15 protein-coding genes are annotated in these 14,228 nt (G+C 34.7%); 8 read left to right on the forward strand and 7 right to left on the reverse strand.

Annotation, left to right across the window (positions count from 1 at the left end; genetic code table 11):
- Positions 1-213: 213 nt before the first annotated feature.
- A complete protein-coding gene (locus ACSVH9_RS01835; RefSeq protein ID WP_159683440.1) occupies positions 214-867 on the reverse strand; it encodes an endonuclease III domain-containing protein in 654 nt (217 codons plus the stop codon).
- Positions 868-1,266: 399 nt separating this feature from the next.
- On the opposite strand from ACSVH9_RS01835, the gene bcp reads away from it, so the two are divergent.
- Positions 1,267-1,719 (forward strand): thioredoxin-dependent thiol peroxidase, encoded by a 453-nt coding sequence (gene bcp / locus ACSVH9_RS01840; protein WP_438062213.1) that lies wholly within the window; start codon positions 1,267-1,269, stop codon positions 1,717-1,719.
- A gap of 106 nt (positions 1,720-1,825) precedes the next feature.
- Here bcp and ACSVH9_RS01845 read toward each other — a convergent pair whose 3' ends face one another.
- Entirely contained in the window at positions 1,826-2,737 is a 912-nt protein-coding gene (locus ACSVH9_RS01845; protein WP_438062214.1) for a helix-turn-helix domain-containing protein, read from the reverse strand.
- Positions 2,738-3,016: 279 nt separating this feature from the next.
- Between ACSVH9_RS01845 and ACSVH9_RS01850 the strand changes: the two genes are divergently transcribed.
- From ACSVH9_RS01850 to ACSVH9_RS01865, 4 genes are all read left to right on the forward strand, one after another.
- A complete protein-coding gene (locus ACSVH9_RS01850; RefSeq protein WP_300977859.1) occupies positions 3,017-3,496 on the forward strand; it encodes a nuclear transport factor 2 family protein in 480 nt (159 codons plus the stop codon).
- Between the two features lie 32 nt (positions 3,497-3,528).
- Positions 3,529-3,972, forward strand: coding sequence for a nuclear transport factor 2 family protein (locus tag ACSVH9_RS01855; RefSeq protein WP_438062215.1), 444 nt, complete (start codon positions 3,529-3,531; stop codon positions 3,970-3,972).
- Between the two features lie 17 nt (positions 3,973-3,989).
- Positions 3,990-5,072, forward strand: coding sequence for an alpha/beta hydrolase (locus ACSVH9_RS01860; protein WP_438062216.1), 1,083 nt, complete (start codon positions 3,990-3,992; stop codon positions 5,070-5,072).
- 93 nt (positions 5,073-5,165) lie between these two features.
- Positions 5,166-5,624, forward strand: coding sequence for a YciI family protein (locus ACSVH9_RS01865; protein ID WP_438062217.1), 459 nt, complete (start codon positions 5,166-5,168; stop codon positions 5,622-5,624).
- A gap of 40 nt (positions 5,625-5,664) precedes the next feature.
- Here the strand turns inward: ACSVH9_RS01865 and ACSVH9_RS01870 are convergent, their stop codons facing one another.
- Positions 5,665-7,122: a TonB-dependent receptor gene (locus ACSVH9_RS01870; protein ID WP_438062218.1), complete on the reverse strand. Its 1,458-nt coding sequence runs from the start codon at positions 7,120-7,122 to the stop codon at positions 5,665-5,667.
- A 97-nt stretch (positions 7,123-7,219) separates the two neighbouring features.
- Between ACSVH9_RS01870 and ACSVH9_RS01875 the strand changes: the two genes are divergently transcribed.
- Together ACSVH9_RS01875 and ACSVH9_RS01880 are read left to right on the forward strand one after the other, a co-directional pair.
- Complete coding sequence (locus tag ACSVH9_RS01875) at positions 7,220-7,984, forward strand: MBL fold metallo-hydrolase (RefSeq protein WP_438062219.1); 765 nt, start codon at positions 7,220-7,222, stop codon at positions 7,982-7,984.
- 15 nt (positions 7,985-7,999) lie between these two features.
- Positions 8,000-8,500 carry a hypothetical protein gene (locus tag ACSVH9_RS01880; RefSeq protein ID WP_438062220.1) on the forward strand — a complete coding sequence of 167 codons (501 nt, stop codon included), beginning with the start codon at positions 8,000-8,002 and terminating at the stop codon, positions 8,498-8,500.
- A gap of 31 nt (positions 8,501-8,531) precedes the next feature.
- Here ACSVH9_RS01880 and ACSVH9_RS01885 read toward each other — a convergent pair whose 3' ends face one another.
- Genes ACSVH9_RS01885 through ACSVH9_RS01900 form a run of 4 tightly spaced genes read right to left on the reverse strand, consistent with a single transcriptional unit; the run spans position 8,532 to position 12,741 of the window.
- The gene (locus ACSVH9_RS01885; protein WP_438062221.1) at positions 8,532-9,173 is read right to left on the reverse strand and encodes an alpha/beta hydrolase; all 642 of its coding nucleotides are present in this window, start codon (positions 9,171-9,173) and stop codon (positions 8,532-8,534) included.
- Positions 9,174-9,190: 17 nt separating this feature from the next.
- On the reverse strand, positions 9,191-9,514 hold the full coding sequence (locus ACSVH9_RS01890; RefSeq protein WP_438062222.1) for a DUF4870 domain-containing protein: 324 nt from the start codon (positions 9,512-9,514) through the stop codon (positions 9,191-9,193).
- Positions 9,515-9,535: 21 nt separating this feature from the next.
- Positions 9,536-10,789 (reverse strand): dihydroorotase, encoded by a 1,254-nt coding sequence (locus ACSVH9_RS01895; RefSeq protein WP_438062223.1) that lies wholly within the window; start codon positions 10,787-10,789, stop codon positions 9,536-9,538.
- A 32-nt stretch (positions 10,790-10,821) separates the two neighbouring features.
- On the reverse strand, positions 10,822-12,741 hold the full coding sequence (locus tag ACSVH9_RS01900) for a BatA domain-containing protein (protein ID WP_438062224.1): 1,920 nt from the start codon (positions 12,739-12,741) through the stop codon (positions 10,822-10,824).
- Between the two features lie 332 nt (positions 12,742-13,073).
- Between ACSVH9_RS01900 and ACSVH9_RS01905 the strand changes: the two genes are divergently transcribed.
- Positions 13,074-14,189, forward strand: a complete 1,116-nt coding sequence (locus ACSVH9_RS01905; protein WP_438062225.1) for a lactonase family protein — start codon at positions 13,074-13,076, stop codon at positions 14,187-14,189.
- The last annotated feature ends 39 nt before the right edge of the window (positions 14,190-14,228 follow it).

The following is a 14,228-nucleotide window of genomic DNA, read 5'->3' on the forward strand; positions in this document are numbered from 1 at the left end:
TGCAGTTTCAAAAGAATTAAAACCAAAAAAAGAAGTAGTTTCTTTTCTTTTAAATTATTCCAAAACATTAACTGTCCTAAAAACAAAGACTAGCAGTTTTGAAATTATATCCAATTAGGAATTGCATCAGCACTTTTTTAGCACTTCACTAAAAAAAGCAAGCCCAAAATCATTCTCGATTTTGGGCTTTTTTATATTTTTTTGCCAAGTTATTTACTTCCCTTTATAATAGTCGTCAATAACAGATTTTCGACCAATTGTTTTGGTGATAATATCTTTCTCGATATCCCAACCTCTCGCCGGCGAATATTCTCTGCCATACCAAATAATTTGCAGGTGCAAGTCGTTCCAAAGCTCTTCAGGAAACAATCGCTTGGCATCTTTTTCAGTCTGAACTACATTCTTTCCGTTGGTTAAATTCCAGCGATACATCAACCGATGAATGTGCGTGTCAACCGGAAAAGCAGGTACACCAAAAGCTTGGGACATCACTACACTAGCCGTTTTGTGTCCCACAGCAGGCAATTCCTCTAGCGCTTCAAAACTCTGTGGCACCTGACCATTATGCTTCTCAATTAAAATCTCAGACAAACCATAAATTCCCTTTGATTTCATAGGCGACAAACCACACGGACGAATGATTTCTTTAATCTCCTCTACCGATAATTTCACCATATCATACGGATTATCCGCTTTGGCAAAAAGCAGCGGTGTAATTTGGTTTACCCGCACATCTGTGCATTGTGCTGAAAGCAAAACAGCAACTAATAAAGTATAAGGGTCCTTATGATCTAAGGGAATCGGAATCGTTGGGTAGAATTCTTTTAACGTATTTATAACAAATGTTACGCGCTCCTGTTTGGTCATTTTACTACTTTTATAAAAGGTAAAAATAGCCTATTTTTTATAATGTGCCTAATCCAGCTGTACGTTACAAGTCCTCCTTCAAAACTGTATTTTTCTAAGACAAAAAAGGAGCTTCCGTTGGTCGCTCTTTTTTATCAAGAAAAAATAACAGTTTTTCAGTCCGGGCTTTCCACTACCATCTGGGGCATAACGCATTTCTTTAACGATTACGAATAGCTAAAACAAATCATAAATCAGAAGGCAGAAGGCAGAAAGTAGAAAGTAGAAGTCATCAACAACAACTTTAAACTTTTAACAATAAACAATCAACAACAAACCACAAACCACAAAAAAAACAACCTTAAACCATAAACCATAAACAACAATTTTAAACAATAAACCACAAACCATAAAAAAGTTATGACCACATTACAAAAAGGAGACCAAGCTCCATCATTTTCAGGAGTTGACCAAGACGGAAAAACACATCAATTAGCAGATTATGCTGGAAAGAAACTAGTTGTTTTTTTCTACCCAAAAGCAAATACGCCAGGTTGCACTGCCGAGGCTTGTGATTTAAGAGATAATTACGCCCGATTTGAAGCGCAAAACTATGCGTTACTTGGTGTTAGTGCCGATAGTGCCAAAGCGCAAGCTAAATTCAAAGACAAATACGAATTTCCATTCCCATTATTGGCAGACGAAGACAAATCTGTGATTCAAGCTTTTGGCGTTTGGGGACCTAAAAAGTTTATGGGAAAAGAATACGATGGCATTCATCGAACTACTTTTGTCATCGATGAAAAAGGAATCATAGAAGAAGTAATCACCGACGTAAAAACAAAAGTACACGCGTCACAGATTTTGAAATAAGAACAAATTTAGTTGTAGCTAACAAGCCAAATGATCAGTGTCATTTGGCTTACTTGTTTTGTTCAGATTCTATTTACGACTTCTTTGAATGCGTTTTTTTTCTCCATTAATTGCTATTTCTATATTCGTTTGGAGTAGCACCCACACGTTGCTTAAAGAAACGCGAAAAATGCTGAGGGTATTTAAACCCCAGTTCATACGCGATTTCATTTACGCTTAAGTGGTCTTCCAAAATCCTATTTTTAGCAAGAGTAATAATTTTATTTTGGATGTATTCTTGTGCTGACTTCCCCGTTTCTTTTTTTATCAAATCCCCAAAGTAGTTCGCCGATAAATGAAGTTCATCTGCACAATAAGCCACAGACGGAAAACCAATACTAGTGGGTTTATCCGAAGAAAAATAGGTATTTAATAGGGTTTCAAATTTTTCTAAAATGCCACGATTTACATTTTCTCGGGTTATGAATTGACGATCATAAAAACGATCACAATAATTCAGAAACAATGCTATGTTCGAGGCGATGAGCTTTTTGCTATGTTTATCAACTCCAAGCTGAAGTTCGTACTCAATTTTTGAAAAGCTATCCAATACAATTTGTCTTTCTTTTTCGGATAAATGCAGGGCCTCATTGACTTTATAACTAAAAAAAGTATGCTCAGTATTATTTTTAAGCAAAGAAGTTCCGTGCAATAAGTCAGGGTGAAATACTAAAGCATATCCTTTGGGTTGGTATACTTTGCCATCGGTTTCTATCTCCATAACCTGTCCTGGCGCTACAAAAACCAATGTGCCTTCTTGGTAGTCATAATAATTACAACCATAACGCAAATCACCACATTTGATATCTTTTAAGAAAATGCAATAAAAACCATAGTAAATTTTTACACTCTTTTCTCCTTCCCAAGACCTTTCGTTAGCTTTTGAAAAATCAATAACACTAATCAAAGGGTGTAAAGTTGGATTGTTATTAAAGGTGTTGTACTCACTAATCGTGTTGAATTGAACTACTTTGTGCATAATAGTTTTATTTTGAACTACAAATTTATGTATTTACTGAAGTCATTGGGAGATAACTTGTTGTAATAAGTAATATTGGTAGTATTTTCAGTAATCTATATACCAATACCTTGGATTTCAGGATGGAAATTTGTTACCAAGTTAAAATTAAAAGGTTAAATTAATTCTAGTAAACAATTAAATGAGGAGCGATGCCTTAATGAGTTCTTGTAGACATGAAGTGTATTAGTTAATTGTCATTAGCAATTTGAATCTAATAAATCATAAATTAAAATGAATATGAAAAAAGTAGTAATAAGTTTTCTTGTCATAATTTGTTTTCAATTTTCTTTGGCACAAGACAATAAGTCAAATACTAATGCCAAAACCTATTCAGCAATAGCACAAGAAATTTTGGACCTTTCTAAGCAAAAGTGGCTATGGATGGCAGATAAAAATGTAGAGAAGTTAAAACCTTTGTTTGACGATAAGTCAAAGTTTGTTCATATGAGTGGTACGTGGAATAAAGAGGAAGAATTGGATGTGATTAAAACCGGGAGAATTTGGTACAAAACAGCTAAAATTCACGATGCAACAGTGGAATTTTTTCATAAAACGGCAATTGTTTGGAATCGAATTACCCTTGAGGCTATCGTCAGAGGAAGCGAAGTGACCACGGAATTTACAGTTACAGAAGTTTATCAAAAAAAAGGCAAAAACTGGAAACTTTTGGCGTTAACATTCAGCAGTGTTCGAGATACACATCAAATTCAGAAATAGAAAAATAAAAATACTAACTAACAATTATTCAAATGATGAAAAAAACAATTTTCGGATTACTGATGTTTATGCTATTTGCAAGCAATTCTTATGCGCAAAATGCTAGTGGGGCAGAACAAGAAATAATAACACTTTCCAAGCAAAAGTGGCAATGGATGGCCGATAAAAATGTAGACAAACTCGAACCTTTGTTTGATGACAAATCGGTTTTTGTTCATATGGGAGGAAGTTGGGGCAAAACACAAGAAATCAATGTAATTAAAAGTGGAGGAATCCATTATAAAAAAGCCGATATTTTGGAAGTTACGGTAAACATCATTGGAAATACAGCCATACTTTTAAACAAAATTACCTTATTGGCCGTGGTAGGAGGCAATGAAGTAACGAACCCATTTATCGTAACCGAAGTGTATGTAAAAGAAAATACTACTTGGAAATTAGGTTCGTTATCTTTTACTAAATTGCTAGGACCTTAATACCAAAAAAGAGCGCTATGAAATGGTTATACCAAAAGAGTTTTTTATTTCTTTTCTTCTTTTATTTTATGGTAAGTTGTTCTTCAACTAAAGCAATAAAAGAAAAAAAATATTTAATTGTAAAGGAGCAGGGAAGTTTTGCTGTAGGAGGAACCATCATTACTAATCCAGGTACATTTAATCCCTACAAACCCACGTCTGAAGGACAGACTTTCAGAGGAGACCACGCTTATGTTTTTTACCAAATTCCTCAAAAGGCCCGAAAGTTTCCGCTTGTGATGTGGCACGGAATTGGTCAATTTTCCAAAACTTGGGAAACCACACCCGATGGACGAGAGGGCTATCAGACTATTTTTTTACGCAAGAATTTTTCAGTGTATTTGATTAATCAGCCGAGAAGGGGTAATGCGGGTAGAAGTACTGTTCCAGCTGTTATCAATCCTATTCCTGATGAGCAACAATGGTTTGATGTTTTTCGAGTAGGAGTATGGCCTAATTATTTTGAAGGGGTGCAGTTTGCCAGAGATAACGAAACGCTAAATCAATATTTTAGAGCGATGACGCCCAATATTGGATCAATTGATAGTCAGCTTAATTCAGATGCGATCGCTGCTTTGTTTCATAAAATTGGCCCTGCAATATTGGTTACGCATTCTCATTCTGGCGGAATGGGATGGTTAACCGCCGTGAAAAATCAAAATGTAAAAGCAATTGTTTCTTATGAACCTGGTAGCGGATTTTTATTTCCAGAAGGAGAAGTTCCGTCAGCTTTAACAAGTTCTGCAGGTGCTTTAGAAGCGAGTGCTGTTCCTATGAAAGATTTTTTGAAACTTACTCAATTGCCTATTGTTATTTATTATGGGGATAATATTCCAACAACTCCTTCGGATAACCCAGGAGCCGACGGATGGAGAGTGCGTCTTCAAATGGCCCGTTTATGGCGTGATGTTGTAAACAAATATGGAGGTGATGTAACTGTTGTTCATTTACCAGAAATGGGCATCAAAGGAAATACACATTTTCCATTTTCTGATTTGAATAATTTAGTGATTGCTGAGGTTATGAGTCAATGGCTCAAAGAAAATGGATTGGATAAGTAGTAGTGGGTAATTTGCCAAAAACAAAAATTACTAGTAATATAATTTAGTATATTTATTAAATTTTTGTTCCCATTATTTTATCCAAACCTAGTTATGAAAAAAGCACTATTACTTTTTACAATACTTCTGTCATTTACATCAAGCTATGCTCAAAATGACAATTCAAAATATGATGCTACATTGGCCCAACAACTTGGTGCCGATGAATATGGAATGAAAAACTATGTTTTTGTATTGCTAAAAACAGGAACCAATACCACTAAAGATAAGCAATTCATAGCGGATTGTTTTGCTGGACATATGACCAATATTGCTAAATTAGCAAATGCTAAAAAACTGATTGTGGCTGGGCCAATGGGTAAAAATGAGGCCAATTTGAGAGGCATTTTTATCCTGAATGTTGCCACGATTGAAGAAGCAAATCAATTATTAGAAACCGATCCAGCTATTAAGGCAAAATTATTAAGTGCCGAGGTCTTTCCTTGGTATGGTTCAGCGGCATTACCTGAATACTTGCCATATCACGATAAAGTTTGGAAAAAGAACCATTAATAATACAAAAGCCAAGTCTAGACTTGGCTTTTGATGTTTCTTATGCTTGTAATACTTTTTCTGGATCGTAACCAAATAAGCGTTGTTTTTTGATGATTTCTGCCACACCAGAAGGCAACATAGGTTCCCATCCTGGTTTTCCTTGGCTAATCATTTTGAGTACTTCTCTTGAGAATACTTCTAAAATAGTCGGGTCGTAATCTGTAATATCTACCACTTTTCCGTTGAATTTAAAGAACTTGTACAATTCTTTCATTCTTGGATGTACTTTAAGATTTTCTGAGGTAATAACTTCTCCCTCTTCGCCAAGCATTGGATACAAGAACACTTTCATATCACGATAGAACAATTTACCAAATGCTTCAAGAATTCCACCACTCAAGTGACGGTAGTATTTCTCGTCGAAGATATCAACCAAGTTGTTAACTCCCATCGCTAATCCCATACGGGCTTTGGTATAATTAGCAAAGTATTCTACCACTTTATAATACTCTTGGAAATTAGAAATCATTACGGTTTGACCCAAAGAGCATAACAACTCAGCTCTGTCCATAAAATCTCTCTCGTCAATTTCACCATCTGAACGTAAATTCGATAGCGTAATTTCAAAAATAACTTGGGTGTTTTCTTTTTCTACTTTGTTTTCTTCCAAAAACATTTTTATGGAGTTTTCATACATGTCCATATTTACTTTAGTAACAGGACGGAAACTACCTCTAAAAGCTAAAATGTTCTTTTTGTATAAAATGGCTGCAGGTAAGATGTTTTTTCCTTCTGGATTGAACATTACCGCATCGGTCATCCCGTTTTTTACCAATTGTAAACTCATCAATCGGTTGTCAACTTCTGCAAATCGTGGTCCTGAAAAGTTGATGGTATCAATCTCTAATTGATCTTTGTCTAAATGATCGTATAAATAGCGTAGTAATTTTTTTGGATCGTTGTATTTGTAAAAGGCGCCATAAATTAAATTTACACCAAGGATACCTAAAGTCTCTTGTTGTAAACGAGAGTCGGTTTCTTTAAAACGAATGTGAAGTATGATTTCGTTATACGCTTCTGAAGGATCCAATTGGTAACGAATACCCACCCAACCGTGGCCTTTGAATTGCTTTGCAAAATCGATGGTTGCGACAGTATTAGCGTAGCTAAAGAATAATTTGTTCGGGTGTTTAACGCGGCTTAAACGTTCTTCAATCAATTCTCCTTCAAAAGTCAACATTTTTTTAAGACGACTTTCGGTTACATATCGTCCGTCTTCTTCGATTCCGTACACAGCGTCACTAAAATCTTTATCATAAGCCGACATCGCTTTTGCAATGGTTCCAGAAGAACCTCCTGCTCTAAAAAAATGTCTTACCGTTTCTTGTCCCGCACCAATTTCAGCAAATGTTCCGTAAATATTTTCGTTGAGATTTATTCGAAGTGCTTTATCCTTGATGGATGGTATTTGCTCAATGACTTTATCTCCCTTAAGTTTGATTTTTTTTGTATCCATTTTGAATCTAAATAGTGGTGTTTTGTGACAAAGTTAATTAATTCGATTTCGAAATGAATCATAAATAATTCTATTTTTGTAAAAAAATAACACTCTTTTGAACATCTATTTTTTAGGCACTGGCACTTCTCAAGGAATTCCAATCATTGGGAGTACCCATCCTGTTTGTAAAAGCACTGATTATAAGGATAAAAGGCTTCGCGTTTCTCTATGGATGTCGTGGGAAGATCATTCTTACGTTATCGATTGCGGTCCCGACTTTAGACAGCAAATGTTGGCATCAGATTGTCAAAAAGTAGACGGAATTTTATTTACTCACGAACATTCAGACCATACTGCTGGTTTAGACGATATTCGTCCGTTTAACTTTAGACAAGGCGAAATGCCAATTTATGCTCATCAACGCGTAATCGAAAATTTGAAAAAGCGTTTTGATTACGTTTTTGAAACCGAAAACAGATATCCAGGCGCTCCTTCGGTAAAAACGATTGAAGTAATCAATAACCAACCTTTTGTATTGGGTGGTAAAACGGTTATTCCTATAGATGTTATGCATGGCGATTTGCAGGTTTTTGGATATAGAGTTGATGATTTCGCCTATTTGACGGATGTGAAAACGGTAGCTCCAGAAGAAGTTGAAAAATTGAAAAATCTTGACGTTTTGGTCTTGAATGCTTTGCGTATCACCCCTCATAACACCCATTTTAATCTCCAGGAAGCCCTCGATTTTATCGCTTTAGTGCAACCTAAAAAAGCATATTTGACGCATATTAGTCATTTGCTAGGCTTTCACGAAGATGTCCAAAAAGAATTGCCAGAAAATGTATTTTTGGCCTATGATAATTTAGTTATTACCCTTTAATTTATAATTTTAAAAATGAAAAAATCACTGTTGCTTTATGGTTTTATATTGGCTGTTTTATTCAATATCTATACCTATATGTTTTTGAACAAAGAAGTAAAATTCGAGCAAGAAAAATTCGCCAAAGTCACTGCAAAACTAAGAGATAGTATCAAAAAAGTGGAACTAAAATTGGATGATGCCAATTATTTTTCTTTGGGTAAAAACGAAAATGCCCAAAATTATTTTGAAGCAACCAATCCAGATAAAACAATTTTAATTGAAAAATTGATTCCTGTTGTGACCGAAAAGTTATTAGACTTTAATAATAGTCCTAAAGGAAATCCTTACACAGGACAAGATCCAATTGGGCCTAATAAATTTGTAATAAACAAAGTTAGAATTTTGAACCACCGATGGATAATTGCTGATTTTAGCGATGGCGAATATTGGGGAGAAGTCCTTATAAAATACTTTGTCAACACTGATGAAAGTATTTCTTTTGAAGTCAATCAGTCGTTGTTGTATAATAAATAATCATAAAAAAAGGTGCTTAAAGCACCTTTTTTTATAGCAACCAATTTTTAAAATCATAAAAATTTTGCGGCGAAACACCATGTCCGATGGGGTATTCTTTATAAGTTATTGCAACGCCTAATTTTTCCATAAAAGGAGCAGTTTTTCTGGCCCATTCTACAGGAATCACTTGGTCTACTACTCCGTGAGATGCAAAAATGCGCAACGAATGTAGGTTGTTTTTTAAGTAATCTTCCGCAATGATATCAGGATTCAAATAACCGCTCATAGCCACAATCTGTTTTACTTTTTCTGGATAAGAAAGTGCTACAGCATAACTCAGAATGGCCCCTTGACTAAAACCAATGAGCGTTACTTCTTCTTTGTTGATAGGGTAATTTTGTGTTAATTCGTCGATAAAGTTCGCAATGCAATCACGAGATTCGCGTGCTTGATCATTATCTGAAAATTTGTTTTGATCGGCATCAAAATTAATGGCATACCAAGCATAACTTCCGTATTGTAAATCATAAGGCGCTCTAGCTGAAATGATATAATAATGCTCTGGTAATTCTGATGCAAAAGAGAATAAATCTGCTTCATTACTGCCGTAACCGTGTAATAAAATCAATACTGGATTTTCTGCTAAAACAACTTTAGGCTCTCTTATCTTGTACTCTAAGGATAAATTCATGAAATGTATTTGATGTGTTATTCTATGTTTTTAAATATCTTTTGAAACTGTTCTCCCAAAAGCGGAATAAGTCTGGCTTCTCCTTGTAATGCCGCTACAAAACCGTAAATCCAAAGGATAAAATAGAATACATAAAAGGCTGACGAAATCATCCAACTATCAAAATAGCCAATGAAATAGCCAATTAAAAAGAAAGAAACAAAAATGCCTAGTGCTTGACGAATGTGGAAAGCCGCAAAAGAATCTTTCTTTTCGGAGTTCATAAAAATGGCGATAATGGAGCCAATAATGGTAAGATAACTTACAATGGCTATATTTTTTCCGTTGTCTGATGTGCTCATTTTGGTTGGGATTTAGGATAATTATTGATTCAAAATCATTTGACCTTGGTTGATACAACCATACACTTTTCCTTGTAATTTTTGTCCAAGAAAAGCGGAGTTTTTAGATTTTGACAAAATAGTTTCTTTGGTAAAAATACTTTCTCCTTCGGTAGTAAAAAGAGTCAAATTGGCTGGCTCTCCTTCGTTGATGGAGTGGGACGGAATTCCAAAAGTTGTTTTTCCTGCGGTTAATTTTTCGATGATTACAGCTGTTGGCAATACAGTAGACAACGCTCCAAAAGCACTTTCTAATCCAATAGTACCGTTTTTAGCGCCGTCAAATTCCATTTTTTTATGTTCAATGTCAATAGGATTGTGATCAGTTGTAATCATATCAATTGTTCCATCGAGAATTCCTTCTAGTAACGCTTTTCTATCCGATTCGCTTCTGAGCGGTGGCGTTACTTTATATCGAGTATCAAAACCATCTAGTAGGTCTTCGTTTAGTACTAAATGATGTACGCTAACACTACAGCTTACCTGTAAACCTTTGGCTTTGGCTTCTTTTACTAAAGCAACTGATTTTTGTGTTGAAATGGTTGGAATGTGTAATTTGCCTCCTGTATATTCTAATAAAAACAAGTTTCTTGCAATATGTAATTCTTCAGCAAGCGTTGGAATGCCTTTTAATCCTAATCTTGTTGATGCTAAACCTTCGTTAGCAACTCCATTTCCTTTTATTTTTTCGTCTTGTGCAAAAGCAATAACTAGTCCATCAAAATCTTGTACATATTGCAAAGCGATTTTCAACAAGTTAGCATTGTCTAAACTCTTGTTATAATCCCCAAAGGCAATTGCGCCTGCTTTTTTCATATCAAAAAGCTCCGCCATATCTTTTCCTTCGCTACCCACGGTTAGAGCACCAATTGGATAGAGTTGCGTTAAGGCATCTTTTGCTTTGTTTAGCACAAAATTAATCTGTCCTTGATTGTCAATAATAGGATGAGAATTAGGTTGTAAGGCAATGGCTGTAAATCCACTTTTCGCAGCTATATTTAATCCGTTGCTGATGGTTTCTCTGTCTTCAAAACCAGGTTCTCCTAAAGAAACACTGCTGTCAAACCATCCAGAAGAAACTTGCAATTCTGGCAATTGGATTTCTTGAGCTCCGCTTGTTGTCAGTGCAACTCCTATTTGTTTGATATATCCGTCTTGGATTAAAATGTCCATAGTTTGGTTGTGAAATGGACTTTTAGAATCGATAATTGTTGCTGCTCTAAGGAGAATTTTCATGGGTCTGGAAGATAAGTTTTTTTTAACTTTAGTTATTTTACAAATCGGATGATGGCCATTTCTATAAGTAAAAAGGTCAGTGCAAAGATAAGAAACCATTTCCAAATTTGTTGGTCTGTTCTATTGGTTTGTAACGTATTGAAAACGCTTCTTATACTGTCTATACTTTCAAAATTTGCTTCCAAATTTGTATTTACTTGACTTAAATCACTTTCGGTTCTTGCATAATTAAATGAAATACTTTCTTGTGCTTCATTTTTATTAAAAATCGTGTAGTTACCAGATTGTTTAGGCAAATCAGCAAATGTTATTTTTACTTTGTTGTCTAACATTTGTTGAATGGGGATGAATTGTTCATTTTTTCCTTTAACTGTAAGGACGGCTTCTTTGGTTAGTGTTGTATTTACCCAAAAAGGAGCATTGTTTCCTATGGTTGCGGCATACAATAAGGCATTTTTATTGTTTATACCCATTTTATAAAACACCGGAACAATCAATGGAGATTGTTGAAAGTTACTGTTTTTTGTATTTAAAGGTGCCGAAAAAAGGAACACCGTTCCAGTAGATTTGGCAATAGATGTTAAAAATGGCGTTTGATCTTCGTAAGCAAGAATACTCGGGTAAGAACTTTTTACTACAAAAGATTTTTCGGCTTTTGGGTATTGAAAGTTGGTGATTTTGTTTTCAAATACACCGCTAAAAAGAGGGTGGTCAAAATTGATTTTAGTGATTTGTTTGGGATTACTATTATCAGAAGCTACCATTTGTATGTTTCCTATGCTTTTTAGGAAAGAATTGGTGCTTGTAACAGTACTACTTTCTGAAGGGATGACTACTAAATTGCCTCCTTTGCTGACAAATGCTTGCAAGGTGGTTTGAAGTGCTTGTGGAATTTCAGGAAGTTCGTTAAGGACTATAGTCGTTTGTTTTTCTATACTATTGTAATCCAACAAACGTAAATCTGAGGTAATGAAATTGAATTCATTTGGGGTGTAAATTCGAGAAAGAAAGCCGCTTTTTTGAGGCTCTCCAATACTTAAAACAGCTGTTTTTTTGTTTTTAGCAATGCTAAAAAAGTATTCGTTATCATAAGGTAATCCTTTGTCGTTTATAGTGACATAGCCATTAAACTCTTGTTTTGGGATAGTAAAATTTACGTTTTTCTTTTTCGTATCTAACGTAACGATAGTTTTTGCAATCAATTTGTTTTGATTGTAAAGCGCAATTGGTAATGGGGCTAAATCCTCTCCAAAACCTTTAATACTGACTGTGATTTCATAAAAGTTATCGAGTGTTTGATTGATGAAAACACTGTCTACAGCGGCATTGTTTTTTTGTTCGGCTTCTGGTTTTATAAAATAAATTTCCTCTTTATTGTCTTGTTTTTGTTGTGTACCAACGCCATCTGAAATGAGAATAATGTCTTTTTTATAAATAGATTTTCGAGTGTTTATTTTGGCTAATTGAGCATCTAAGTCAAATGGAATAGCAGAATATTTTAGGTTTTGTAAGTCGTTTTGTATTGATTTGATATCTGTATTCCAAAAATTTTGTTCGTTTGTTAAAAGTGAAAAAGTGCTGTTTTCTGGTGTTTCTTCTAATAGTTCTTGAACAGCTCTTTTGAGTAATTCACCTCTGTTTCCTTTGGCTTGCATACTGAAGGAATTGTCTAAAATAATATACAATTCATTGTTAGCATTTTTATGGTCTTTTGCTTCAAAATAAGGTTGTGCAAAAGCTAAAATTAGAGCGGAAAGTAACAATAATCGAGTGGCTAGTAAGAGTCTTTTTTTGATTTTAGAACTTTTTCTAGATTCAATTGTTAGCTTTTTTAAGAAGCGGACATTGGTAAAATATTCGGTTTTGAATCTTCTTAACTGAAATAAATGCACCAAAATGGGCACCAATAAAAGGAATAAAAAGTATAGAATCTCAGGGTGTTTAAAATGCATTCTATGGAAGGTTTACTTTGGTCTTTGGTTAGTAATGTTTGTTTTTTGATGTTTACAGAAAAGGGTTTTGTGACTTTCTAGCCCCGATCGCAGTGACATCCTTTTTCTTTTTTCTTTAAAAAGGAAAAGATATAACGGAGAGCGGGACGATGCTAACAAATTCTCCTATTGTTTGTGCTTCAAAAATTACTTAGCAGCTCTTTTTGACCCTTCAAAAATACGAATTTGTACCTACAAATAATGCAGCTTGTTTGGTTTTTTCAAAAAGCGAATATTTGCCTTACTATATCAAAATAATGAGTATTTTCGCGACTCTAAAAAATACATATATTATGAAAAGCAAGATTTTAGTGCTACTTTTTGTTTCTTTTGTCACGACAGTTAGCGCTCAGCAAGATCTCTATCACTTGATTGTTGGTACTTATACCAATAAATGCGAAAACAAAGGAATTTATAATTTTAAATTCGATGTTAATTCTGGAAATTCTTTATTGAATGGCTCAACTGTTAATATTCAGAATCCTAGTTATTTGGCGCTTTCTTCAGATAATAAATATTTGTATGCCGTTAATGAGTCTGGGGCGACAAGTACAGTTACGTCCTTTAGTTATGACGGTAAAGCGGGCAAAATGATTGTGTTGAATAAGCAGGCGACTAAAGGAGCTGATCCTTGCCATGTTATTACAGATGATAAAAACGTAATTACTGCTAACTATTCTGGTGGAAATATTACTGTTTTTTTTAAGAATGCTGATGGTAGTTTGACCGATGCTAAACAAGTAGTACAACTATCAGGTAGTGGTCCAAATAAAGAACGTCAAGAAGCATCACACATGCACATGGTGGCTTTTTCATCTGATAAAAAATATGTTTTGGCTGTTGATTTGGGCGCTGATAAAATTTATGTTTACAATTATAATGCTGATGCAAGCAAAGATATTTTGACTTTCAAAAGTAGTGTAAGTGTAAAGCCTGGAGCGGGACCACGTCATTTGACTTTTGATGAAGACGGAAAATATGTTTATGTTTTGAATGAACTAGATGGTGGTTTGTTGACTTATAGTTTTGTTAAAGGGGAATTGACTTTGGTAGACGATACTTCAGTAATGGCTAGAGATTATAAAGGCGATTTTCGTTCTGCTGCCATTACGTTATCACCAGATGGAAAGTTTTTGTATGCTACGAATAGAGGAGAAGCAAATACTATTTCGATTTTTAAAGTATTGAAAAACGGAAAATTAGAGTTTAAAGAGGCGGTAAGTACTTTAGGTAAAGGTCCAAGAAGCTTCGTAATAGATCCGACGGGTAGTTTATTACTTGTTGCCAATCAAGCGAGTAATGAAGTGGTGGTTTTTAGAAGAGATAAAAACACAGGAAGTTTGACCGATACGGGAAAAAGAATTTCGGTTTGCGAACCTGTTCATCTGCTTTTTGAAAAGCGTTTGTAATCTATTTAAAACAAAAAAGTTAAAGCCACGAATTCACCA

The sequence above is a fragment of the Flavobacterium sp. RSSB_23 genome (assembly GCF_051547145.1).
Classification (GTDB): Bacteria; Bacteroidota; Bacteroidia; order Flavobacteriales; family Flavobacteriaceae; genus Flavobacterium.

Bases quoted from the DNA above. Each gene is read 5' to 3' on its own strand.
- ACSVH9_RS01835 (WP_159683440.1), bottom strand. From the start codon at position 867: ATGACCAAACAGGAGCGCGTAACATTTGTTATAAATACGTTAAAAGAA.
- bcp (WP_438062213.1), top strand. From the start codon at position 1,267: ATGACCACATTACAAAAAGGAGACCAAGCTCCATCATTTTCAGGAGTT.
- ACSVH9_RS01845 (WP_438062214.1), bottom strand. From the start codon at position 2,737: ATGCACAAAGTAGTTCAATTCAACACGATTAGTGAGTACAACACCTTT.
- ACSVH9_RS01850 (WP_300977859.1), top strand. From the start codon at position 3,017: ATGAAAAAAGTAGTAATAAGTTTTCTTGTCATAATTTGTTTTCAATTT.
- ACSVH9_RS01855 (WP_438062215.1), top strand. From the start codon at position 3,529: ATGATGAAAAAAACAATTTTCGGATTACTGATGTTTATGCTATTTGCA.
- ACSVH9_RS01860 (WP_438062216.1), top strand. From the start codon at position 3,990: ATGAAATGGTTATACCAAAAGAGTTTTTTATTTCTTTTCTTCTTTTAT.
- ACSVH9_RS01865 (WP_438062217.1), top strand. From the start codon at position 5,166: ATGAAAAAAGCACTATTACTTTTTACAATACTTCTGTCATTTACATCA.
- ACSVH9_RS01870 (WP_438062218.1), bottom strand. From the start codon at position 7,122: ATGGATACAAAAAAAATCAAACTTAAGGGAGATAAAGTCATTGAGCAA.
- ACSVH9_RS01880 (WP_438062220.1), top strand. From the start codon at position 8,000: ATGAAAAAATCACTGTTGCTTTATGGTTTTATATTGGCTGTTTTATTC.
- ACSVH9_RS01885 (WP_438062221.1), bottom strand. From the start codon at position 9,173: ATGAATTTATCCTTAGAGTACAAGATAAGAGAGCCTAAAGTTGTTTTA.
- ACSVH9_RS01890 (WP_438062222.1), bottom strand. From the start codon at position 9,514: ATGAGCACATCAGACAACGGAAAAAATATAGCCATTGTAAGTTATCTT.
- ACSVH9_RS01895 (WP_438062223.1), bottom strand. From the start codon at position 10,789: ATGAAAATTCTCCTTAGAGCAGCAACAATTATCGATTCTAAAAGTCCA.
- ACSVH9_RS01900 (WP_438062224.1), bottom strand. From the start codon at position 12,741: ATGCATTTTAAACACCCTGAGATTCTATACTTTTTATTCCTTTTATTG.
- ACSVH9_RS01905 (WP_438062225.1), top strand. From the start codon at position 13,074: ATGAAAAGCAAGATTTTAGTGCTACTTTTTGTTTCTTTTGTCACGACA.